18 protein-coding genes, 1 other RNA gene and 3 pseudogenes are annotated in these 22,690 nt (G+C 55.5%); 12 read left to right on the forward strand and 10 right to left on the reverse strand.

Annotated features, from left to right (window positions below; translation table 11 throughout):
* Positions 1–139: 139 nt before the first annotated feature.
* From GEV38_RS23795 to GEV38_RS23830, 8 genes are all read left to right on the forward strand, one after another.
* Positions 140–436, forward strand: a complete 297-nt coding sequence (locus GEV38_RS23795; protein ID WP_013974305.1) for a hypothetical protein — start codon at positions 140–142, stop codon at positions 434–436.
* A gap of 99 nt (positions 437–535) precedes the next feature.
* Positions 536–930: a transfer-messenger RNA gene (gene ssrA / locus GEV38_RS23800) on the forward strand.
* 172 nt (positions 931–1,102) lie between these two features.
* Entirely contained in the window at positions 1,103–2,308 is a 1,206-nt protein-coding gene (locus tag GEV38_RS23805) for an integrase arm-type DNA-binding domain-containing protein (protein WP_069868762.1), read from the forward strand.
* A 460-nt stretch (positions 2,309–2,768) separates the two neighbouring features.
* On the forward strand, positions 2,769–3,008 hold the full coding sequence (locus tag GEV38_RS23810) for an AlpA family transcriptional regulator (RefSeq protein WP_126583735.1): 240 nt from the start codon (positions 2,769–2,771) through the stop codon (positions 3,006–3,008).
* Entirely contained in the window at positions 3,001–3,567 is a 567-nt protein-coding gene (locus tag GEV38_RS23815; RefSeq protein ID WP_231125690.1) for a helix-turn-helix domain-containing protein, read from the forward strand. Before GEV38_RS23810 ends, GEV38_RS23815 begins: the two co-directional genes overlap by 8 nt.
* A 485-nt stretch (positions 3,568–4,052) precedes the next feature.
* Positions 4,053–6,842 (forward strand): DNA methyltransferase, encoded by a 2,790-nt coding sequence (locus GEV38_RS23820; protein WP_126583734.1) that lies wholly within the window; start codon positions 4,053–4,055, stop codon positions 6,840–6,842.
* A 117-nt stretch (positions 6,843–6,959) separates the two neighbouring features.
* Entirely contained in the window at positions 6,960–9,074 is a 2,115-nt protein-coding gene (locus GEV38_RS23825) for a DEAD/DEAH box helicase (protein WP_173896033.1), read from the forward strand.
* Positions 9,067–10,254 (forward strand): GIY-YIG nuclease family protein, encoded by a 1,188-nt coding sequence (locus tag GEV38_RS23830; RefSeq protein ID WP_069868769.1) that lies wholly within the window; start codon positions 9,067–9,069, stop codon positions 10,252–10,254. Before GEV38_RS23825 ends, GEV38_RS23830 begins: the two co-directional genes overlap by 8 nt.
* Before the next feature lie 237 nt (positions 10,255–10,491).
* On the opposite strand, the gene GEV38_RS23835 is transcribed toward GEV38_RS23830, so the two are convergent.
* The 3 genes from GEV38_RS23835 to GEV38_RS23845 form a co-directional block, all read right to left on the reverse strand.
* Entirely contained in the window at positions 10,492–11,604 is a 1,113-nt protein-coding gene (locus GEV38_RS23835; RefSeq protein ID WP_069868772.1) for an ImmA/IrrE family metallo-endopeptidase, read from the reverse strand.
* Complete coding sequence (locus tag GEV38_RS23840) at positions 11,597–12,217, reverse strand: hypothetical protein (protein WP_069868774.1); 621 nt, start codon at positions 12,215–12,217, stop codon at positions 11,597–11,599. The genes GEV38_RS23835 and GEV38_RS23840 overlap by 8 nt, the downstream gene beginning before the upstream one ends.
* Positions 12,218–12,541: 324 nt before the next feature.
* The gene (locus GEV38_RS23845) at positions 12,542–13,108 is read right to left on the reverse strand and encodes a recombinase family protein (RefSeq protein WP_069868777.1); all 567 of its coding nucleotides are present in this window, start codon (positions 13,106–13,108) and stop codon (positions 12,542–12,544) included.
* A 226-nt stretch (positions 13,109–13,334) separates the two neighbouring features.
* Between GEV38_RS23845 and GEV38_RS23850 the strand changes: the two genes are divergently transcribed.
* Both GEV38_RS23850 and GEV38_RS23855 read left to right on the forward strand, forming a co-directional pair.
* Positions 13,335–14,294 carry a hypothetical protein gene (locus tag GEV38_RS23850; RefSeq protein ID WP_054881517.1) on the forward strand — a complete coding sequence of 320 codons (960 nt, stop codon included), beginning with the start codon at positions 13,335–13,337 and terminating at the stop codon, positions 14,292–14,294.
* A 539-nt stretch (positions 14,295–14,833) separates the two neighbouring features.
* Positions 14,834–15,199: a hypothetical protein gene (locus tag GEV38_RS23855; RefSeq protein WP_054881516.1), complete on the forward strand. Its 366-nt coding sequence runs from the start codon at positions 14,834–14,836 to the stop codon at positions 15,197–15,199.
* Between the two features lie 382 nt (positions 15,200–15,581).
* On the opposite strand, the gene mobI is transcribed toward GEV38_RS23855, so the two are convergent.
* Complete coding sequence (gene mobI, locus GEV38_RS23860) at positions 15,582–16,046, reverse strand: conjugative transfer protein MobI(A/C) (protein ID WP_240523156.1); 465 nt, start codon at positions 16,044–16,046, stop codon at positions 15,582–15,584.
* A gap of 708 nt (positions 16,047–16,754) precedes the next feature.
* The gene (locus tag GEV38_RS23865) at positions 16,755–18,050 is read right to left on the reverse strand and encodes an AAA family ATPase (RefSeq protein ID WP_253249155.1); all 1,296 of its coding nucleotides are present in this window, start codon (positions 18,048–18,050) and stop codon (positions 16,755–16,757) included.
* Between the two features lie 135 nt (positions 18,051–18,185).
* On the opposite strand from GEV38_RS23865, the pseudogene GEV38_RS23870 reads away from it, so the two are divergent.
* Together GEV38_RS23870 and GEV38_RS23875 are read left to right on the forward strand one after the other, a co-directional pair.
* Positions 18,186–19,741: pseudogene (locus GEV38_RS23870) on the forward strand (IS3 family transposase).
* Positions 19,742–19,956: 215 nt separating this feature from the next.
* A complete protein-coding gene (locus GEV38_RS23875; RefSeq protein ID WP_144000390.1) occupies positions 19,957–20,700 on the forward strand; it encodes a hypothetical protein in 744 nt (247 codons plus the stop codon).
* On the opposite strand, the gene GEV38_RS23880 is transcribed toward GEV38_RS23875, so the two are convergent.
* The 5 genes and pseudogenes from GEV38_RS23880 to GEV38_RS23895 all read right to left on the reverse strand — a co-directional run bounded on the left by GEV38_RS23880 (position 20,697) and on the right by GEV38_RS23895 (position 22,677).
* The gene (locus GEV38_RS23880; protein ID WP_144000391.1) at positions 20,697–20,921 is read right to left on the reverse strand and encodes a hypothetical protein; all 225 of its coding nucleotides are present in this window, start codon (positions 20,919–20,921) and stop codon (positions 20,697–20,699) included. The genes GEV38_RS23875 and GEV38_RS23880 overlap by 4 nt on opposite strands.
* Positions 20,922–20,934: 13 nt before the next feature.
* Positions 20,935–21,183 (reverse strand): annotated as a pseudogene (locus GEV38_RS23885) (DUF2514 family protein); the annotation flags it as partial.
* Between the two features lie 234 nt (positions 21,184–21,417).
* A complete protein-coding gene (locus GEV38_RS23890) occupies positions 21,418–21,774 on the reverse strand; it encodes a hypothetical protein (protein ID WP_173896035.1) in 357 nt (118 codons plus the stop codon).
* Positions 21,775–21,903: 129 nt separating this feature from the next.
* Positions 21,904–22,125: pseudogene (locus GEV38_RS27850) on the reverse strand (hypothetical protein); the annotation flags it as partial.
* An 81-nt stretch (positions 22,126–22,206) separates the two neighbouring features.
* Positions 22,207–22,677, reverse strand: coding sequence for an Lrp/AsnC family transcriptional regulator (locus tag GEV38_RS23895; protein WP_084850298.1), 471 nt, complete (start codon positions 22,675–22,677; stop codon positions 22,207–22,209).
* Positions 22,678–22,690: the final 13 nt, after the last annotated feature.

Consider the following 22,690-nt stretch of genomic DNA (forward strand, 5'->3'; position numbering starts at 1 on the left):
TTGGGCCCACGCTGTACCTGTAGGAGCGGCTTCAGCCGCGAACACCGGCAAAGCCGGTACCATCCCGATTGAACCCCCGCCAATCCCCCGCAGTCCACCCTTACAGGCCCACCTTCCAGAGGCCCAGAAGGAGACTCCCATGAAAGGTACCGCGCTTTCGGCCCTGTTCGCGGCCGCCACCCTGCTGGCTTCGCCGGTATTCGCCGCCGAAGACCTCTGCACCGCCAACCTGCAAAAGATCGATGACAGCATGGCGACCGCCGGCGCTACCTCCGAAGGCCTGGACAAGGCCATCACCGAGCACGTCGACAAAGCCAAGGCTGCCCAGGCATCGGGGGACACCAAGGAATGCATCGCCATCACCAGCAAAGTCCTGGAGCGGTTGGAAAAAACGGAGAAAGGCAGCGGCACCAGCGGCGGCGGTAGCGGCGCGTGAGCCCAAAAGCGGGCGACCGGACCGGCTGTCGACGTCGCCCGCGCAATGGCGTATACTCAGCCTTACGTACCGTAAGGTGCGTTAGCTTAGAGCTAGTGTGGGGCCGATCAGGATTCGACGCCGGTAGCGAAACTCTAGGTGCATGCCGAGTTGGTAACAGAACTCGTAAATCCACTGTTGCAACTTTCTATAGTTGCCAATGACGAAAACTTCGAGGCGGAGTACGCTCTCGCTGCGTAAGCAGCCGAGCCCGACCTTCTGGTAGCTTCGGCTCCAGCAATCATCAGGGGATGCCTGTAAACCCGAAATGATTGTCATACAGAACAGGATCGTCGTGTAGCACGTTGGGGGCAAAGCGACTAAAACTTACCCAACTCGTCCAAAGCACCCTGCCCGTCGGGCGGCTGCGGATTAACTCAGTAGACACGGCTAAGCATGTAGTACCGACAGCGGAGTACTGGCGGACGGGGGTTCAAATCCCCCCGGCTCCACCAATTTTTCTTCCCAGGAAGACCCAGAAAAGCCGTAAAGCCTAGAGAAATCAAAGCTTTACGGCTTTTTTGTTGCCCACGTTTTCCCACCTGATCCCAGGGCATCCCAGGGTTGACGGGGGCATATATGGGGGCATAAAACGCTCATCAGCTCGCTCGGAGAGGATGTGCCCCCATGCCCCTGAAAGACACCAACTGCCGCAACGCCAAGTCCCAGGACAAGCCATACCGCCTGTACGACGAACAAGGTTTGTACCTGGAAGTACAGCCCAATGGAGGCCGTTACTGGCGCTTGAAGTACCGCTTTCTGGGAAAGGAAAAACGACTGGCTCTTGGCGTTTACCCAGAGGTCGGCCTGCAGGAGGCCCGTCGCAAACGTGATGACGCTCGTGTTCAGCTTGCCGGCGGACAAGACCCTTCGCTGCAAAGACGCATGGCCAAGGTGGTCAGCCAGCTCGATCACCAACACACCTTTGAATCGGTCGCTAAGCAATGGCTCACCATTCGCGAATCATCCTGGGATCCGGAGTACACCCGCACGGTGCGGCAGCGCCTTGAGCTCAATGCCTTTCCCTGGCTGGGAAAACTACCGGTCAGCAGCATTAGCACGCCCATGCTGGTCGAAAACCTGCAGCGCATCATCAAGCGCGGTGCTCGCGAGACGGCACGTCGTGTAGCTCAAATCTACAAACAGATTTTCGAGTTCGCCGAAGCTGCCGGTATCACGCCGCCCAACCAGATAGGGAATCTCTCACGGACTCTCCCAGCCAAGCGGGTGAAACACTTTGCTGCCGTGACCGATCCTGAAAAACTCGGTGCACTGCTCAAAGCACTGGATCGCTACACGGGAACACTGCCTGTTTGTTGTGCACTCAAACTGGCCCCGTTGCTGTTCTGCCGGCCCGGTGACCTGCGCCACATGGAGTGGTCGGAGGTCAATCTGGATGCGGGCGAGTGGTTGATTCCCGGCCACAAGATGAAAGGGCTCACTGCCACCAAACTGGATCGGCCGGATCATTTGGTTCCTCTCAGCCAACAAGCAGTCGCGGTTCTGCGCGAGCTGAAACCACTCACCGGCGGACATCGGTACGCCTTCCCCTCGGCACGAGGAGGCGACCGGCCGATGTCCAACAATGCAGTACTCAGTGCGTTACGCCGCATGGACATCAGCGGCGACGAAATGACAGGGCACGGCTTTCGTGCGACCGCGAGAACCATAGGTGCTGAGGTGCTGGGGTTTCGCCCCGATCTTCTAGAGCATCAGCTTGCTCACACGGTAAAAAATCCATTGGGCCGCGCATATGACCGAACATCATTTCTGCCAGAGCGCCGCGACATGATGCAGCGCTGGTCCGATTACCTAGATGCGATCAAGGCTTGAGCTCACTGCTTGGGCTTGCAATACCGATCCCCGCTTGGTAAAAATCTGGCATCCCTCGGACGTTCATAGGACTCCATGGGATCGTCACGCTGCCTCGGTTACGGCGTTAAGAATCCGAAGTCCATCTGCTGTTAGCAAATGGACTATCTGGCCACCTCATCGGGGTATGGCCAGCATCTCGCAGGGCCTTTTGCGCCTGTTCGCCTGCAGCAAGGCTGCTAAAGAAACTTACGGACTCCTATTCCGTACCAGCAGGGTCTTTCCTCTCCCCCACGCCAAAGACACAGCTTCAGCTGTCATCCGGACAGCTGCCGCCGGCAATAAATCTCGGAGGCCCGTAACACGGGGCCCGACAAACGCCCCTGCTTTGCAGTAGGGAAATCCGAGCGCCGCTCCCAGCACATATGCGTATTGCAACACTTGAGGACTGCTGCAACGCCACCGCCTGAGCACCAATCAAATGTCAGCACGAACTATTGAACCCAGCCCAGAGGAACCGCGTTTCCTTCGCCTGCCCGAGGTTGAGCTCGCGGTCGGTAAAAAGCGATCCACAATCTATCGCGACATAGCAGCAGGAAAATTCCCTGCTCCATATGATCTAGGCAGCAGCAGATCGGTTGGCTGGCTCAGCACGGAGATATATGCCTGGATCCTGAGCCGGCCGCGTGTGCAGCTGCGTGGGGGGCGTAGAAATGGCTAATCCCCCCGCCCTGCGCGCGCAGACTCAGTGGTTTCATGTCTTTAGGGCTATGATCGATCAGGGTGATGTCGCCCGAATAGGGCCCCACGCGTTCACGGTTTATACCGTCATCAAGGCACACGCCAATTTCGACGATGGCTTATCGAAGCCAGGCATCCAGCGGATTTCCGAACAGTCGGGAGTCAGTCAGGCACAGGTCAAACGGGCACTAGGGGTTCTCGAAGAGGCTGGTCTCATCGCAAAGAAAAAGTGCGGTCGAGCCAATCAATACACCCTACGTGAAAAGGTTCAGCTCCTTGAAAACGGCCTACCTCATACCGTCGCAACCTGGGATTACGTGCCAGGCCGCGCCCAGCACACCATTTCTGAGCTCAAAAAAGCCATGACCGCTGGCGATCTTGTAAGTACGCAGATACTGAACATCGAGCGCCTGAATATACAGATCAACCTGGCTGGTGGTAACGCCCAAGTCGATAGCTCATCACTGCAAATCGACCTCGATCGGTTGCCTCCTGGTATCCGTGAGACCCTGCGCAGGCACCTCAAAAATTCACAATGAGGTTATGCACAGCTCAGAGTGATACGTATCCGCCTGAGCTGTGATTGATCACGAAGTAGCTCACCTAGAGCTACATAGCGCTGGTATCCAGCTCAGGCTGAGCCGCTAAAAAGACAGAGAAAAAAGAGAAGCTCAGGAGGCTACACAGCCTCCTGAGTGAACGCGCCGAAGGTTAAGAACGGTTACCGTAACCTCGATTCGACGAATCCCGCCAGTCCCCAGCCATCTGAGCTTTTTAGCATTACAGAAGCGCCTTCCTTTATCATCCCAGCATCGTGTAGAGACTGAGTCACCCGTTACTGGCTCAAGGCGGCCGGCTGTCGCATTCAGTGGCATCCGGCATAAACCGATGCGGCTGAGCACGGCTGAGTTGCCGACGCCAAGCAGACAGAGCGGCAAGTGCCGACCTGAATGTGGCCGTCATCCCAAATTTTAGCGCTAAACTCGCCGCCTTCGCGCATCAGCGATCTGGACAGTGGTAAATCATGAATGCAGTAGAAATTGAGTCCGCCATATCGGATCTGGCCCTAGAGACCTTTGACGCAGCGGAGTTTCCGTTCATCTTCTTGGCTGCATTTGGCAGAAAGGATGCGGAAATCAAGCGCCTGCGCGCCGGCAACAACAACGCATCGGACGTACCCGGCGGCGTACTACTGCGCAATAACATTCATATCGCCGCATGCGAGCCCGGCACCGTGGGCGAAACGCTCAAGGCTTTGCGTACCAGCCCGGCTACCACTAAAGCTAAAGCCAAGTTCGTCTTCGCTACCGACGGGCAAACCATAGAGGCTGAGGAGGTGATCACAGGTGAAACCATCACCTGTGATTATTCAGACCTTCCCAATCACTTTGGTTTCTTGCTGCCGTTAGCCGGCATCTCCACCATCAAGGAGATCAAGGACAACCCCATCGACGTGCGCGCCACCAGCCGCCTGAACAAGCTGTACGTCGAACTGCTGAACGAGAACCCGGACTGGGCCAAAGCCGAGCGTCGCGCAGACATGAACCATTTTATGGCGCGCCTGGTATTCTGCTTCTTTGCCGAAGACACCGACATCTTCAATGGCGATGGCCTGTTTACCAAGACGGTTGAGCAGTACAGCGAACGCGATGGTTCCAACACCGATCAGGTGCTGTCGGAAATCTTCCGTGCCATGAACATCAAGCTGGCTGAGCGCACGACCGTTCAACCGCGTTTACCAAACTGGGCCAACACCTTCCCCTATGTAAATGGAGGTTTGTTCTCTGGCAGCACCGAAGTGCCGCGCTTTACGCAGATTGCACGTACCTACCTGCTCCACGCGGGGAGGCTGAACTGGAAAGAAATCAACCCAGATATTTTTGGCAGCATGATCCAGGCCGTTGCCGACGACGAGGAGCGTGGCGCGCTGGGCATGCACTACACCAGCGTACCCAATATCCTCAAGGTACTGAACCCGCTCTTCCTGGATGATCTGCGTGCTCAACTGAGCGCGGCAGGTGACAACAAGGCCAAGCTGCTGAACCTGCGCAAGCGCATGGCACGCATCCGTGTGTTCGACCCGGCCTGTGGTTCCGGCAATTTCTTGGTCATCGCCTACAAGCAAATGCGTGAGATCGAGGCGGAGGTCAATCGCCGCCGGGGCGAGGCTCACAATAAGTCCGAAATACCGCTGACCAATTTCCGCGGCATCGAACTGCGCGATTTTCCGGCAGAAATTGCCCGTTTGGCCCTGATCATTGCTGAGTTTCAGTGCGACGTGTTGTATCGCGGGCAACAGGATGCGCTGGTTGAATTTCTGCCACTGGACTCGCAGAATTGGATTGTATGCGGCAATGCGTTGCGGCTGGATTGGTTAAGCATCTGCCCGCCTACGGGGAAGGGAGTGAAAGTAGTCGGTGATGACTTGTTCAGCACACCGTTGGATAAAACCGAAATCGACTTCGCAAATGAAGGTGGCGAAACGTACATTTGCGGCAATCCGCCATACCTGGGGAATACTTGGCAAACTGCCGACCAGAAATCCGACATTCGTGCCGTAGTGAATGGTCGCACCAGCTCCACGGGGTTTCTGGACTATGTAGCCGGCTGGTTCATCAAGGCTGCCGACTGGATTTCCCTAGCCGAGGGCGCAGCCGCGTTCGTGACTACCAATTCCATCTGCCAAGGCCAGTCGGTGCCGATTCTCTGGCCAATACTTTTCGATGCGCGCTGCGACATTCTCTTTGCTTACACCTCGTTCAAATGGGCCAACCTTGCCAGCCATAATGCAGGCGTGACCGTGGCCGTGGTAGGCATAGGCACGCCCGCCAGTGCCACTCGGCACCTATACGAACATAGAGATGACGGGGAAGTAGTGCAGCGTGAAGGCGCATGTATTACGCCTTATCTCACCATCGGTCCCCGCGTTATCGTCGAAAAACGAAAGGAGCCCATGTCTGGACTGAGTGTCATGGAGTTTGGTAATAAGCCGAGCGACGGCGGCAATCTTCTGATGAGCCGAGACGAACTGGAATCTATAGGTCTGACAGCCGCGCAGCGCGAGCGATTCATCCGACGCATCTACGGCTCGGACGACTTCATCAACGGAGGCTCTCGGTTCTGTATCTGGGTCGAAGACCAACACCTGCAAGAAGCCCAAACAATTACTGCACTCAGTGAACGCATCGAGGCGGTGCGTAAGGTGCGCCTCGCAAGTCCCGATAAAGGCGCGCAAGCATTGTCGAAGCGGGCTCATCAGCTCAAGCTAATGCGATACGGCGCGCAAATGACGATTATCGTTCCGGCCATCTCATCGGAGCGGAGACCTTATCTGCCGGTGGGTCTAATTTCAAACCGCGCCGTAATGAACAACAAGGCGTATGCACTCTACGACGCCCCCATCTGGAATATGGCGCTGATAGCTTCACGCCTACACTGGGTCTGGATTGGAGCAGTCTGCGTACGGCTCGAAATGCGCTTCTCATACTCCAACACCCTCGGCTGGAACACCTTCCCCGTCCCTCTGCTCACCGAACAGAACAAGACTGACCTGACTCGCTGTGCCGAGGATATTTTGCTTGCCCGCGAAGCCCACTTCCCCGCCACTATCGCCGACCTGTACGACCCGGACACCATGCCGGAAAACCTGCGTCGCGCCCACGAGCGCAACGATGAAGTGCTGGAGCGTATCTATATCGGTCGCCGCTTTAGAAACGACACCGAACGACTGGAAAAGCTGTTTGACCTATACACCAAGATGACAGCGGAAACAGCAAAGGCCGCGCCGAAGAAGCCACGGGGAAAAAAGGCATGAGCAACACCCCTGCTAGCCAGATTACACCACTCGAAGGCTATCGCGAGTGGTTGGCTGACCTCAAAGGTCGCATCAACAATATCGGGGCGACGGCACCCTCATGGAGGAAAAATCACAGTGACTAGCACGACCAACCCGACCAACAGCTACACGGTGCCGTCGGTATCCATCGCTACAGCGCACACTGGAGCATCCAGCAAGGCCAACGAGCTGGGCATGCGCACAATGCAGGAACGCGCCTATACCAAGCGTGGCGAACAGTACCTGCTGATCAAATCACCACCGGCATCAGGCAAGTCCCGCGCCCTGATGTTTATCGCGCTGGATAAACTGAATAACCAGGGCCTGCAGCAAGCCATCGTAGTAGTACCCGAGCGCTCCATTGGCGGCAGCTTCGCCGATGAGCCGCTAAGCCAACATGGTTTCTACTGGGACTGGCAAGTAGCCCCACAGTGGAACCTGTGCAATGCCCCTGGGATCGATGAGCCGCGTGTTGCCAAGTCCAAGGTAGACGCCGTGCATGCCTTCCTGAACAGCAGCGACAAGGTGCTGGTTTGTACCCATGCCACCTTCCGCTTTGCCGTGGAAGAGTTGGGCATCGACGCATTCGACAACCGCCTGGTTGCCATCGACGAGTTCCACCACGTTTCCGCCAACCCGGACAATAAACTCGGCAGCCAACTGAGCGCCTTCATCAACCGCGACAAAGTGCATCTGGTTGCCATGACGGGCTCCTATTTCCGCGGTGACAGCGAGGCCGTGCTGGCCCCGTCGGAAGAGAACAAGTTTGAGACGGTGACGTACACCTACTACGAGCAACTCAACGGCTATCGCTGGCTCAAGTCGCTGGATATTGGCTACTTCTTCTACACGGGCAGATACGTGGATGCGGTCGCCAAGGTGCTGGACCCGTCGCTGAAAACCATCGTCCACATTCCAAACGTAAATGCACGCGAGAGCCTCAAGGACAAGGAGCGCGAGGTTAACGAGATCATGAGCGCGCTCGGCGAGTGGCAGGGTGTAGACCCTGCCACGGGCTTTCACCTGGTCAAAGCCAAAGATGGCCGTACACTGAAAGTCGCCGATCTGGTGGATGACAGCGACCCTGCCAGGCGCTCCAAAGTGCTCGGCGCACTGAAAGACCCGGCTCAGAAGAGCAACCGCGACAACGTGGATGTGATCATTGCACTGGGCATGGCTAAGGAGGGCTTTGACTGGATCTGGTGCGAGCATGCGCTGACCATCGGCTACCGTTCGAGCCTGACGGAAATCGTGCAGATCATTGGCCGTGCCACTCGCGACGCCGAGGGTAAGGAGCGCTCGCGCTTCACCAACCTGATCGCCGAGCCTCTGGCCGATCAAGCTGCCGTTGCCGAGGCGGTGAACGATATGCTCAAGGCTATTTCAGCCAGCCTGCTGATGGAACAAGTGCTGGCCCCGCGTTATGAGTTCACTCCGAAAGACACCGGGCCGAAAGAGGGTTTCATTTATAACGGTGGCGAGGGCTACCAATCAGGTGGTACTAACCTGGGAGTGAATGAAACCACAGGCCAGTTCCATGTCGAGATCAATGGGCTGACCACACCGCAGAGCACAGAAGCCACTCGCATCTGCAAAGAAGACTTGAACGAAGTAGTTACCAGCTTCCTGCAGGACAAAAACGTGGTGGAGCGCGGCCTGTTCGACAAGGAAAACACCTTGCCGGAAGAGCTGACCCAACTGCGCATGGGCAAGATCGTGCGCGAGCGTTACCCAGACTTGAGCGACGTTGACCAGGAAGCCATTCGCCAACACGCCATTGCCGCCATGAACATTACCCAGCAGGCCAAGCTGGCCCTGGCACAAGTTGATGCTAACGGTAGCGACAACGTACAGGGCAGCACGGCGCTCCTGGATGGCGTGCGCAAATTCGTTAATGTGCGCGAGCTGGACATCGACCTGATCGACCGGATCAACCCCTTCGATGCCGCCTATGCGGTGCTGGCGAAGGCGATGGATGAAAAATCTCTGCGCCAGGTGCAAGCCAGCATTGCAGCCAAGAAGGTGAGCATTCCCGAAGACGAAGCGCGTGAGCTGGCCAAACGTGCTCTGCAGTTCAAGAACGAGCGCGGCCGCCTGCCCGACATCAACTCCGCCGATGCCTGGGAAAAGCGCATGGCTGAAGGCGTAGCCGCTTTGGCACGCTACCGCGCCCAAGCAAAAGCGGCGCAGGGGAAATCCGCCAATGGCTGATATGAACGATGACGACCTGCTGGATGCGCTGGGGGTAGAAGTCCCTACGCTCAAGACAGCCACTCGAACTCCTCGCGACGAGCGCATCATTGATGGCTTCGAGGATATTCAGCGCTTCTATCAAACCCACGGGCGCGCCCCACTGCATGGCGAAGACCGCGATATCTTCGAGCGCTTGTATGCTGTGCGCCTGGATCAACTGCGCAAGCTGCCGGAGGCGCAAACCCTACTGTCCGGCCTCGATAGTCACGGCTTACTGACAGGCGCGGTCACCACGGCTAATGTGGATGACCTGGATGAGGACGCCCTGCTCGCCGAGCTGGGCATCGGCAGTGAGTCCGTCGACCAGGACGACATCACGGTACTGCGGCATGTGCGTTCTAGCGCGGCAATCAAGGCGGCAGAAGACATTGCCGCTCGGAATCCATGTAAAGACTTCAAGAAATTCAAGCCGCTGTTTGATGAAGTGGAAATAGGTCTAAAGCAAAAACGCTGGGTGACCAAACCTTTTGGCAAGAACGCCAGTGTTGAGGTTGGAGACTTCTTCATTCTAAGCGGGCTAATTGCCTACGTCGCTGAAGTCGGAGACACCTACAAAACGCCGAACGCGGAGACGAATGGGCGCTTGCGCGTCATCTATTCCAATGAAACGGAAAGCGATCTGTTACTGCGATCCCTACAGCGGGCACTGTACAAGGATAGTGAGGGACGTGCCGGATCTCGACTTATCAAGGTCGATTCCGGCCCACTGTTCAGCGACATAGCCGAGCCGGACGACATAGGAAGCGGAACTATCTATGTGCTGCGCAGCCAATCCAACCACCCCTTCGTAGCCGAGCACCGCGAGCTAATCCACAAGATCGGCGTGACCGGTGGCGAGGTGGAAACCCGCATCGCCGGAGCGGATAAAGACGCTACATACCTGCTGGCTGATGTGGAGGTGGTCGCTACTTACAAGTTGCACAACCTGAACCGAACAAGGCTGGAAAACATCTTCCATCGCCTGTTCGGCGCGGCGCAGCTAGACTTGACCATCGAAGACCGCTTCGGCCATCCGGTCAAACCTAGGGAGTGGTTCCTAGTGCCGCTGCATGTGATCGATGAGGCGGTTGAGCGCATTCGGGATGGGTCGATCACCAATTTCACATATGACCCGCAAACGGCTCGCCTGATCGGCTAATACGCAGCTAAATCGTAATGATCAAATCCGGGTGGAAGCCAGCCTCCTCGCCTGGATACCAGCTCGGATTGCAAACTACATGGGCGCCCGCTACGTCATAGTCGACGGCAGTGGGCGAATGCCCATGTACCCATAGCGCCATCTGCTCACCCCCATGAGGCTTTTTCAGCGATTAGCAATATGCGGTATCCATGTGAGTGCCGACATGCAGGCTGCTGTGGACAGTTTCAGCGCGACTTAACCTACGTTAGCCCCGACCAGTCGCAGAGGAGATGAAGGTACATCCAACATGTACTGCCTAGTCACCAACTCTGCCGTAAGCCCGGCAGCTGTCAACACACGCTTCCAGGTTCCGTAATCCAGGAGATTGATCGCCCTCTGTACCAGCATAGGCGACTCCATAGGGATCAACTCGTCAAACTCTTCGTGCTTCGTGAAACCCTTTCGATTGAGGTAGGTGAAGCCCGACTTAGCTTGCTCGGCGGTGAGCAAATTCAGGGTGTGAGCCCTGAAAATGAGCGCCTTGAAGCTTACCTTCCAACGAAGCTTCATATCCTTGAGTGCCGGCCAGTTGAGGTACTTGCCTCGCATAGGGGGAAACTCTGATGCGAAACTTGCCCGGGGCATCAACAGAGCGCTGGCAAACTGGTTAGCTTGATCCTCAGAAAGACGGCAACCAGTCTCAATGCCTTGGTGCATGACCAAATGGCCCATTTCATGGGCAAGGTCGAAACGTTGTCGGCATGGATTCACCTTTGCGGTGTTCCTCACGATCAACGGTCGTTTGTTGGACAACGAGAACGCATCGACCTTGTCATCGGCTTCGGCCAGGTTCACCACTAGCACGCCAACTTTTTCTGCCAGCTTGGTCACACTGGACAGGGGGCCGATCCCAAGGCCCTGTTCACGGCGAAATTTTTCAGCAACCAGCTCGATCTTATTGATACCGGATACCGGCTCCTCAAGCATGCTGAAACTCACTGCAGGAAAAGCAACCTCCTTATCCAACTCGTCAACCAGCAGCTCAAACATCTCGACTTGAGCCGCAATGGTCTTCTTGAGAGTCTGCGAGGAGGATCGGACGCTTCGAAAATGGCATTGCTCCAACTCCACCGAACTGCGTCGTGGCGTGAAGAAAAAACTCTCGCGCACGCCCAAGGCTTCGGAGAGCTGGGCGAGTTGGGTGCCCGAAGGAATCGCATTGACTTCCAGCTTGTGCGCGTATTGCCGGGTAACGCCCAAGAGCACTCCAATATCGGCGAGCGAACGCCCCGCAGCGCATCTAGCGAGACGGAGCTTGTCGGGCGAAAAATCGTCGCCAAGAGGCAGAAGGCCTGTTCTGTCATTCATTTAGTGGATCAGCATCTCGTGTTGCGCTCTGGTCTGCATCTTTGTCCCGACGAGCGACTAATGGTTCATCGATTGCCACCTCTTGTGGAAGCTCGGTGGTACGTGGAGCAAACAGAGGCACGTAGTCATGCACCCACTTACATACGACGTTCCGGTTGGTATCGAAGCCCAGAATCGAAGCAGTCAGCGTCGGCCCGTCAAAGTTGCCGTCAGTGTCGACATACAAACGCCAGGTAATGTTCTTGTCGATCGCAGGCCCCAGCAGGCTAGCCTGGTAAAGCTCAACTCGGTTGGATTGCAGTCGATACCCTTTCTTTCTGACCTCCGGATCGTCCATTACTACCTGCATCAGCACGCCATTCACACTCAGCGTGAAGTCCATGGTGCGATTGGTGAGCAGCAACCACGGCAGAGTCGGATCGCGGTGTAAGCGTTTGAAGCGGCCGTGAACGCGGCCGTACGGAAGTGTTCCCATAGTCCAATTGGTATCGTCATCAGTAGAGGTGACTTCCAAAGCACGGTAAGCCGCATCCAAAGCGTTATTGCAGATCAGCTCAACGTGTTCAGCCTTTAGCTTCGGTTCCAGCTCACTCGGGTGTTGGATCGGGGACATGGGCCTCTCCATAAAAGAGTGCAAAAAATAGGTACTGTCAACCGACATTTTTGTGCAAATTATAGAATCTGTCAACCTTGTCCCCCGCGATGATCAATAGGTGCCTGGCGAAACTTAGGAAACCTAAGCTACCGAAGACCATTTTTCCGGCAACAACACGTGAGCCTGGCGGTGAGCGCTTAGGTTGTACAGTTTTTGTTCAACCACCCCAAAGCCACCATACACAAGGCTACGTTCAGCTCAACGTATCTGCTCACTGGCCTACAGCGCTTACAGGACGGTCATAATCACCTAGTCGCAGTTTCGTGTGCTGCCAGGTGCAAATTATCTCGGCTCTGCCTTACCGACGTATCGATACAACGTTGTTCTCGATACCCCGTATCGCTTGGCTACAATGCCAACCTGAATCTGTGGATCTTTAAGCAGAGCCTTTATTTCGCGGACTTGAGCCTCTCCCAGTGCAGGTTTACGACCACCTTGACGTCCTCGTGCGCGAGCCGCCGCCAGCCCTGCGCGGGTACGCTCTCGAATCAAGTTGCGCTCGAATTCGGCCAGGGCAGCGAACACATGAAAGATCAGCTTGCCAGCAGCGCTGGTGGTTTCGATTCGCTCGTTGATCGACTCGAACCCCACCCTTTCCTGCTCCAGCCGACTGACGATCTCAACCAAGTCAGGCAAGGAGCGGCCAAGGCGGTCAAGCCGCCATACGACCAGAGTGTCGCCACTGCGCAAAGCCTTGAGACAGTGCCCCAGCTCCGGCCTATCCGCTGACTTGCCGCTCATGGTCTCCTCGTAGACCACGGAGCACCCAGCCAGGGCAAGTGCATCTCGCTGCAAGTCGAGATTCTGATCATCAGTCGAAACTCGGGCGTACCCAATCCGCTTTCCCATACATTTTTCTCACACTGATTTCGGTACGGGAAAAGTGACAGGAAAGCAGCAAAACCCTAGCCCAGAAGCTCATCTGGAATAGGTGTGCCATAAACGACCGTTTACGGATTGTCGGCCTCGTCAATTTCAGGCGCTGAAAGCGACCGAAAACGAACCTCAGAATATTTTTTCTCGCTCAACATTTCTTTTTAGCAGCTCAGCACCCGAGCTGAACGGAGGAATGACCATGAAGCAGAGTTTCTACTCACATTTTGACCGGGATTTGGCGAGGGCCGGTTCGGCGAACCTCAATGAGGCAGTCCGACGCGGGCTCCTCAGTCAACACGAGGCAATGATCCACGACCATCAGTGGGCACAGTTTAGTATTTACGCCAAGGAGTCTCATGAGGTGGATGTCCTGGAGCTCGTCAATGAAAAACTGGTGCGGCAATACGGCGAAGAACTCTGTACGCAGGTGTACCACGGGAATCTTTCGGTGCAGACCGCGGAGGGCCTTCTTGAGACAGTGAGTTCAGTTATGGCCCTCGCAACCAGCGGTGACTGGAATGTCGTGATGCCTGATATCGGCGTTCCTGGCCATGCACGGATTACAGCCCCACACAGCCTTGATCAAGCGAAGTTCGAAGCCGCAGTAGAAGATGTTCAGGCCCGCGTATCAGAGCATCTGGCGGTGGTGTTGATGTTAGTGCGGCATCTCGGCATATCAATACGTGAAGCTTTTTTCTTCGACGCCCAAGCGGCTCTAGAGGCAGCCAAGGGGGATGGATTTATTCCCCTGGAAAGCGGCAAAGAAGGGAAGTATACACAGAGGATAATTAACATCTCGATGCCAAAGCAGATCGCTGTTTTGGAGACGGCATCCGCCGCCCAAGATGTTCATCGCTATCCACAAACAAAGCAGACATGGCGGTTCTGGAAGCAGAACAGCTTACCTGCTGCCAAGGATATTTTGCTTTTTCATGGGCTGAGTTTCTGTGATTGCCGAGCAGCGTTTGCATGTGAGCTTTACAAGCAGTGGTCCGGTCATGAAGCCCCGATTCTTGGAGGGCGCGCTCCTAATATCGAGGATCTAGAGGCGCGACATCACGTCGCCTACGAGCTTGGGAAATTGCGTATATGGGAAACTGATGCATACGTCGGTGCCCGAGCTAACCTGCGAAAGGAAGCTGCCACTACCGGTCGCTAAGCCATCACAGCAGTTTGGGACTACATCAGACGCCCTTATCCTTGACAGACCTCGAATCAAAGGAGTCAGGGTATGGATGGTTTTGAGCTGCTTGTATACGCCGTGCTTGCCGTCATCAGTGCGCTGATTATCACAGGTGTAATTGGCTATCTGGTCGCAGCGCACCTGGACAAGAAGCACGACGACGATTGAGCCTTCAGCGGAACGACCAGATCCCTGCAAAAAATTGTCCGCTGCCCCTTGGCAGCGGGCGCTTACACACCCCATCGGCAAGGCATCCTACCGCTGCGACAAGCACTATTCGCCCAAGTCTATGAGGTCATGGAACGAATCTGGAAGGGCTGGCAGTTTCCTCGCCATAGCGAAAGTGACCTGAGCGCCGAAGCGTTTAGTTCAGCGACATGCACACCCGCCATGTGGCGAGCTAGCTTGCCCAACACGCTGAAACTCGTCCGCCGACTCGCAAGCAACACCTCATCTTGGGTTTTCCGAAAGCTACCGGAGAGTGCCTAGCGACCTCATCCACCCGGAGCATCACCATGGAATTTCGTCACCTCGGTATCGGGCATTACTTCCCACCTATTGCACCAAACGGTCGGGTTTACGCTGTGCCTCTTGGGCAGGAATCCCAGGTAGAAGTTTTCTGCCTTACCCCTGTAGGCATCATAGGTGCGGGCATTCAATTGCACTGGTCAGAAATCATTGGTTGTTACTACGACGGCGAATCCTGGGAGATCATCCCGCGCAACTACTCCGGACGAGGAATGCGCTTCCGCAGGGGCCTATCCTGCATCATGGTGATCGAAGGTAACGAGGCCCTCACGACGCACATACAGGGCTACCCCATCCCCATGTGCGTGATGAACCGCATTGCATTCGAACAGCAGCGAGCCAGTGAGGAGTAGCGCGTTACCGTCACCACCCGCTACGCGACACGGGTACCAGCTAGGCCGGCACCTACCAAAGATTATTTTATGAAAGTGAAGCCCTTCACTACTAATACACATCACAGTTCGCCGGCTGACTTGTTCGTAGGCGTGACTGCTAATAGCAAATATGGTCTCCGCCCGCTTGCCTGCAGGGGCCTGCTTGTTGACGGCGCTTAGATTTAGCGCCCTATACTGCTTATAGCCCGTACCCGTCGCCTTTCCTGACGAAGCGCAGCAGCATGTCTCACCGAAATTCACTGCTGATACGAGAAAGCCCCGTCAGACCATGCTACACGGAGCTTTCGGGCATTGAAATCGGCTCAGATCCATTCGGAACTGCTTATAGTGCACTCAGCCCCTACTCCTCCGAGTAGAAATCGCCATGATCGAGCGCCTGATATCGAGATAGCTTCCTCTCATAGGCGACCAACGTCCGACGCAGCTGACGATTCTCGCTGGCGATGCTGCGAATCTCAGCAAGACGCTCCTCGACCTGTAAAACGAGGCGACGGTAAGGGAACTTAACAAACTCAAACGAGGAAGCCGGGTATTTGTACTTGCCGTTGCCTTTAGGAATAGTCAGGGGTGCGAAATTATTTTTTTGCCCTTGCAATGGCACCAATCTGCACCAGTAAATCGAGTACGCGTTCGGGCTCGTTTGCTTGATTGACACAGCAGCCACGACAGATTTGACCCCAGTCTTTTTGTATATCTTCATGGACGCTTCGATGTAGCTTGCGGCCAGGCGTCTCGCATCCGCAAGCAGCTGCTCGTACTGCTGATCCAGGAGGGTGACTATCGTTTGTGCTTCTTTACTCATCATTAAGGCTCTCTTCGCTATAAGAGCCAAAATGGTGACCGATCGCTGAGCACGCGGAATTCGATTTCAGACCGTTCTGCCGTCGGAAATCTACCGAAAGGGGGTAGTCTGGCTCAGGCCGTCACCCTACGTCGCGCCAAGATGATAGACGGATGACTACATGTCAGCCGCAGAAAAACATAACGTGCAAATGATGCACAACAGATGACGACGGCAGCCTCGCCCCTGGCGGAACAAGATCAACATGTTGGAAGCAGTCCTTCGATTGCTGTCTGTAGCGCGCTGGAGGCAAATCGAAAGGAACGCTGATCAGAGAGCGAAGTAGGTGTAGAAAAAGAAGTGCAGCTACCACCTAGGTACGTTCAATTACCGGCGCGGTAGGGAGCGCATGTGCATGCACACGGTTTCCCATTGCCCAAACCGGAAACGGTTGTACTGGCGAACCAGGACAACTTTCCCATGATCGGTCATGGCGTATTCTCCATCTGATCTCAGCGGGCCGCTGATAGCCTTTACACACCAAGTGCAAAGCGAGCAGATGAGTGCCAGGCAGGAAGGAGAGCCCTTTGGTGGTAGCTGCAGGCCAAATGCTATCAGTTGATGCCGAACACGGAAAGATCAGCGCTCATCAATTCCGGGCCATCCGGTCGCTCCCGGTAGAAGGAGCGATCACATACGCGTTGACGCAGCCCTCCCAGAATGCATGGTTAGCTATGCCATCATCTTGTCGAAGTGAGATTCGAAATTGGTTCTGATGAACACATCCTTAAAACGCGCGACGAAGATCGCCGGATCGATCTCGCCGAAATCAGTGAGGTTAACCGAGTCAGCATGTGATTCACGGTTGATGTATCGGTAAAGCGCTCTGTACTCTGGATTCTCCTCGCTAAGATCAGTCAACGCCTGGCGCAGGCTGTGCGTCTGATGCACGAAGCTAAAGTAGTACTCTAAGATATTGCGCATCATGTTCGGAATCACATTAGGGGAAGTTCGGCCTTGTAACGCGTCCTTGATGGTTTGCCAGAAGGCTTGGTAGTCGTTCTGGATTTCGCGCTCCTCCATGGCCACGACCGAGCTATATTCGGACTTGGTGATCCGGAACATTGCCAAGGATTTTTCTCCGTCATCCTTCAAGAGCTTGACCATTTCGTGGAAGAAGAAAAGGTTGTGCGTCAGGATGATCACCTGCTTGAACCGGTCTCTCGGGATGAGCACCTGCCGCCTGATCAGCGATGCAATATCATAAACATAGTTATGGGAGAGGCTCGATATTGGGTCATCAATGACGATGACGCGATCACGCTTGAGCCTCCCACTAGCTGTGTCCAGCTCGCCATTGCAGACCTCAAGAAAGTAAAGAAACGAGATCAGCGTTTTCTCGCCCTCACTTAGGGTTCTGAACACCCCTTCAGTCTGGCCAGGGCGCTCAAGACGATACTGCGGCACCAGGCCCTCTTCTTTAATCAGCGCGAAGCCCTTCAGGCCCAGCACCCGCAACCAATTATTGATGCTCTCGACCGACTGGTCGATGTTCGTGATAGCCGCCCTGGATTGGGCAATGATATCGCGTTGTGCTTGAATGCGATCCCGCAGAGACTGAACCTCATCCTTGGCGGCCTGGCGTTGGCGCCCCTGCTGCTTATCGACCTTTTCGAATGCCACGAAAGCCGCTTCGCACGAAGCTCTGTACCAGCTCCAGAAGCGTCGCTTGACGTCCTCCTCATGCTGCTTCTTGTTTTTTATCCTCGCATTGATAACGTCGATTTTCAGTTGCTCAGCCGCGATCTCACTGTTCAACTCGGCTACCAATGTTGCAGTGGACTCCAGCGTAACCGTGAGGGATGGACTGGCGAGCTTCGTAGCAAGGGATTGCAGGTTCTTCTGGAACACAGCGTGAAGCCTGGTGATACGGAGCTTTATGGCTTGCAGCTGATATTCCGGAGCCTCGCACCTTCGCAGGAATTGATCCGCCGCGTCTCGGTATCGGCTTTCGAGTTGTTGCAGCAAACCAAGGCGCTGCTCATAGGTCTTATCGAAAACTTTACGAATTTCAGCATAGAAATCCTGCCCCCGGTGTCAGGATAGTTGTCGCCTCGCCAGATTTACCTGAAACCAGACCCCGGGGGCGGAAAGAGAGCCGTTGTGCCGTACTATTCCTCTGAGCGCAAAGCCGAACTGCTCAAGATGCTGGGTCCTCCACTCAACCTGACGATGGCCGAAGTCGCCAGGCGCGAGGGCGTTACTGAAATGTCGCTGTATACCTGGCGCAAACGAGCCAGTGCCGAAGGATGTGTGGTGGTGACTGATCCCAAACACCCGACCGAGAATTGGTCGGCAGAAATGAAATTCGCAGCTGTAGCCGAATGCGCCAGCTTGTCCGAGATCGAGGTGGGTGAATACTGCCGTCGCAAAGGCTTGTATCCCGAGCAGCTTGCTGCCTGGCGGCAAGCGTTCCTGAGTGGGATGGCCCCTCCAAAAGCGCAGCCTAAGGTTGATCGGGAGCAGGCCCGTTAGGATCAGAAACGCATTAAACAGCTTGAGCGCGAACTGCGCCGCAAGGATAAGGCGTTGGCTGAAACAGCCGCGTTATTGGTGCTGCGAAAAAAGCTCAACGACTACTGGGGAGTAGACGACGAGGACAATTGACTGCTCTGCCGGAACGGCAACTGCTGGTGGCTTGGCTGACTGAGGCGATTAATTCCGGAGCTCGGAAATTGACGGCATGTCAGGAAGTTGGCTTGACGCTCAGAACGTTGCAGCGCTGGACTCAAACGGAAGAAGTGGCGGCGGATGCACGTACAACTACAGTTCGCGCAACCCCACCGAACGCGCTGAGCGAACACGAGCGACAAGCGATTCTCAACCTGTGCAACAGCGCTGAATATGCTCACTTGCCACCTAGCCAGATCGTGCCGAGGCTGGCCGATAAGCAGCTCTATATAGGCTCGGAGTCGACCTTTTACCGGGTGCTTCGGGCTGCTGGACAGCAAGAACGCCGAGGGCGTGCTCAACGCCCTGGGCGTCATGCCGAGCCGACAACGCATGCTGCCTGCGCACCTAACCGGGTGTGGTCGTGGGACATCACATACTTGCCGTCTTCGGTGCGTGGAAAATACTACTACCTGTACCTGATCGAAGACATCTACAGCCGCAAGACTGTGGGCTGGGAGGTACACGAGAACGAAGACGGCGCCAAAGCTGCAGTGTTGCTGCAGAGAAGTGTAATCAGCGAACAGTGCTTGAGAGAGCCGTTGGTGTTGCACTCGGACAACGGCACGCCGATGAAATCGGCCACTTTGCTGAGCAAGATGTACGAGCTGGGCATAACACCGTCCCGTGGCAGGCCGCGTGTCAGTAATGACAATCCATACTCGGAGGCGCTTTTCAGAACATTGAAGTACTGCCCGCAATGGCCGACCAAGGGTTTCGAGACCTTGGATGCTGCACGATGCTGGGTGCGTGATTTTATCCGTTGGTACAACCACGAACACCGACACAGCCGAATCCGCTTCGTCACGCCAGCAGAGCGTCATCGAGGTCAGGACAGGCAAATCCTTGCCCTGCGCCACGAACTCTATGAGCGCGCTCGAAGCAAGAATCCGGAGCGATGGTCAGGATGCACTCGCAACTGGGAGCCGATTGGTACCGTGCTGCTGAACCCTGATCGAGAACAACAGCACGTGAAGCAAGCCGCATAGTTGGATGGTTGACGCGACAACTACCTTGAAAAACGCCGTAAAACAATAGTTTAGTAACGCATTTAAAATCCCCCCGGCTCCACCAAACAACCCTTACAAATCAGGCACTTAGCGATTATCGCAAGTGCCTTTTTTGTGCCTGGATGGGCCGTTTTGGCTGGGGAATGCCAGCTTTATGACAGCCTGCAAGACCACTATTCCAAAGCGGTAAAGCCATGGACGAAATTGGAAATCCACTAAAAGAACTGCATGAGATGATGCGGGCGGCCGTTGCCATGTCGCCTGCGACTACCACTCTGGACGTCTGGGCTGCTGTACTGGAATGCTCGTCCTCGAACTCGATTGAGATGACACAAGGGCTGAACAGAATCATTGCGCTCATAGAGCGGTCCCGCAGAGCGATTTCGTTCATCCCTGGCGACAGGGAAAGGTTCGTGGCGCCGATCCAGAAGCTCGAGACAATGTTCCAATCCCAGAAGCTGTCGAATCAATGGAATGACTACAGGAGTTATCTGGACGCTTCGACCCTGACAGCCCTCGATTTTGGGGGTTATGCACTGTCTCAATTTTCCCCAGGGTCGTCCCCGGAGAAGTCAGCTGCGATAAGTGAGTATATCGAGAAGCTGGACGATCTCCTCGCGGAAGCTTTAGACGCAGACCTCTCGGACCCGATCAAGAAATTGTTCATCAAACACCTTGAGGCGCTTCGCACTGCTCTTCTCCGCTACAGAATGGAGGGACCCGAGGCATTGGAGGCTGCCCTTGACGGTGCCGTTGGAGCCCTTCATCGCAACGGAGCCAGCATCCGAGATGAGCCAGAAGAAGGCCAAGAGCTGTTCCATCGGTTTTGGGACATGCTTCCAAAGGTCAACGAGTTAGCTTCGGGAGTTGAAAATGCGACCGCACTGCTGGGGTTTGTATCCCCACTGTTGCTGCCTCTAATTGCCAGCAGTATCTAGTGAAGGGGCGGCAAATCTTTGCCGCGGGCTTTAGCTATCACCCGAAGCTGGTAGTCGGATACCACCTGAAACAACGACTCGGCCAGTAGGCGCAGGCGCTCGACCTCCTCAGGTGGTGCGCCATTGTCCTGGGCCTGGTGATACTCGCGCATGGCATCGACGGCCTGCTGAATCAGCGGCTCGCCGGCCTCGACCATGCCAATGAAGGTACGCTTGTCCACTGCCCTATTCCTATCACTTGATCAGGGCATTGTAGGACGATTCGCAGGCGAGCCCCGCTATTCGGGCGCGGTCATAAGCTTGCGCCAGGTCTCGATTCGTAGCGACAGACCGTTCGAGCAGGTCGGAGAGCACCATGGCGGCGCGGGTGGCTGCGTGGCCTCTGGCAACAGCGGCGGTATCCGGGCCGTGGCAACTAACGGCGGCGGCGAACTTGGCTCTTTCATCGAGCAGCCGCTGGATAGCAGCGCCAGCATCGGCAACCTTCGTTTATCCATAACCATGAACCCTTTCATCCCACTGGGCCTGGACCCGCCAAGATGCATGTGCGGATTAGCAGGAGTATTGGAAAAGGGGGTTTTAAAGGCTTTCAGGGGCCATAAATCCCCCTGATTCCCCCATAAAAAACCTGTTTGGTACAAAAAGTGGTACGAGCATTCCGCACCACTCATCGCGCATCCAATTCATCTACGGACCTAAAGCCCGGGATTCATTGCGTCACGACCTTGGCTTAACCCGGTCTTCATCGGTTGGCTTCCCGCTGCTTATCGCAGAGGATATTTTCGCCCCGAAGTGGGTGATGAATGTGGCAACCAGATGCCCATGGTAGAAGCCGTAGACCTCCGGAGGGACCTCTTTACCCTTCGGGTTTAGAACGGTAAACGTCAGCTTGCCATCCTTCACTTGAGGCCTCATCCAAGCTTTGCTCTTCCACTGCTCAGCTTTGTGGGTAACATCCCCATCTGAGTCCAAATCCCATGTGGTTATTTTCCCTTCCTGCTCATCTTGTTTAATGCGCTTTTTGAAGTCATTCAGCAATACAGACGGATTGGTAGTAATAAAATCGACTGCCATGTCAGCACCTAGCTCAAAAAATGGAATCAAATTGATATCAACTTTGATCCGGTGCGGTCAACCTCAATGCGCGCCAGCTCATCCGTAGCTGCTCAGTGCTCTGGCGTCGTTTTCCCTCATGGGTTGAGCTTACCTACAAACCGATACAGCGGCCTCAAGTAGCCCCTCATAGCCGATCCGCTGCCGACGCTCTGCCAACAAAGCCCGCACCTTCACCTCCAGGCTGTCGGTCTTGCGCAGGCCGGCAGCAGCCCACGCTGGCGCCGCCACTTCCGACGCGCGGCACGGCACTTGGACGGGCAACTCCACGCGAACATATTGGACGTGCGGCTCGACCTCCCCTGCACGCCCCTACAGGCGAGGTCACGGACTACGTGGCTTGCGACATGGAAACAAGCAATTCCGCAAGGTCGTGCAAGCCAGTGTGGGACATTACAACATCAGCTTCTTGCTGAACTTAGTCTCCATGACAATATGCGAAGCCGTATGGGTCACCCCCTTGATCATGTTGATCCGGGTCAGCTCGGCATTCAGCTCGCCCAAGGTGTGAGTGGTCAGGTGGATGATGAAATCCATTTCTCCCGACACCGCATATACCGCCTGTACACTGTCCATCTTGCGCAGGGTGGTCATCACGTCGGTGTAGCTTTTGTTGCTGCACGAGGTCATGGTGAAACAGTTGATCACCTGCTGCAGCTTGTCCTGGTCAATGCGCACGCTGTAGCCGGTGATCACACCGGCGTTTTCCAGGCGGTTGATTCGTTCCTGCACGGCCGAGCGAGACACGCCGAGCTTTCGCGCCAGCGAGGCTGTGGGCTCGCGGGCATTGGCCTGCAGTAGGGCCAGCAGTTGCCGGTCTTTCTCGGTCAGTTTGAACAGAGCGCCGGGGGGCAAGGCATCCATGGCGATTCCTAGT

The sequence above is a fragment of the Pseudomonas sp. 13159349 genome (assembly GCF_013305685.1).
Lineage (GTDB): Bacteria > Pseudomonadota > Gammaproteobacteria > Pseudomonadales > Pseudomonadaceae > Aquipseudomonas > Aquipseudomonas asiatica.

Excerpts from the sequence above, each read along its gene's own strand:
- GEV38_RS23810 (WP_126583735.1), top strand. The coding sequence starts at position 2,769 with ATGTCAGCACGAACTATTGAACCCAGCCCAGAGGAACCGCGTTTCCTT.
- GEV38_RS23815 (WP_231125690.1), top strand. The coding sequence starts at position 3,001 with ATGGCTAATCCCCCCGCCCTGCGCGCGCAGACTCAGTGGTTTCATGTC.
- GEV38_RS23830 (WP_069868769.1), top strand. The coding sequence starts at position 9,067 with ATGGCTGATATGAACGATGACGACCTGCTGGATGCGCTGGGGGTAGAA.
- GEV38_RS23850 (WP_054881517.1), top strand. The coding sequence starts at position 13,335 with ATGAAGCAGAGTTTCTACTCACATTTTGACCGGGATTTGGCGAGGGCC.
- GEV38_RS23875 (WP_144000390.1), top strand. The coding sequence starts at position 19,957 with ATGGACGAAATTGGAAATCCACTAAAAGAACTGCATGAGATGATGCGG.
- GEV38_RS23840 (WP_069868774.1), bottom strand. The coding sequence starts at position 12,217 with ATGTCCCCGATCCAACACCCGAGTGAGCTGGAACCGAAGCTAAAGGCT.
- GEV38_RS23820 (WP_126583734.1), top strand. The coding sequence starts at position 4,053 with ATGAATGCAGTAGAAATTGAGTCCGCCATATCGGATCTGGCCCTAGAG.
- GEV38_RS23845 (WP_069868777.1), bottom strand. The coding sequence starts at position 13,108 with ATGGGAAAGCGGATTGGGTACGCCCGAGTTTCGACTGATGATCAGAAT.
- GEV38_RS23835 (WP_069868772.1), bottom strand. The coding sequence starts at position 11,604 with ATGAATGACAGAACAGGCCTTCTGCCTCTTGGCGACGATTTTTCGCCC.
- GEV38_RS23890 (WP_173896035.1), bottom strand. The coding sequence starts at position 21,774 with ATGGCAGTCGATTTTATTACTACCAATCCGTCTGTATTGCTGAATGAC.
- GEV38_RS23895 (WP_084850298.1), bottom strand. The coding sequence starts at position 22,677 with ATGGATGCCTTGCCCCCCGGCGCTCTGTTCAAACTGACCGAGAAAGAC.
- GEV38_RS23805 (WP_069868762.1), top strand. The coding sequence starts at position 1,103 with ATGCCCCTGAAAGACACCAACTGCCGCAACGCCAAGTCCCAGGACAAG.
- GEV38_RS23855 (WP_054881516.1), top strand. The coding sequence starts at position 14,834 with ATGGAATTTCGTCACCTCGGTATCGGGCATTACTTCCCACCTATTGCA.
- GEV38_RS23795 (WP_013974305.1), top strand. The coding sequence starts at position 140 with ATGAAAGGTACCGCGCTTTCGGCCCTGTTCGCGGCCGCCACCCTGCTG.
- mobI (WP_240523156.1), bottom strand. The coding sequence starts at position 16,046 with ATGATGAGTAAAGAAGCACAAACGATAGTCACCCTCCTGGATCAGCAG.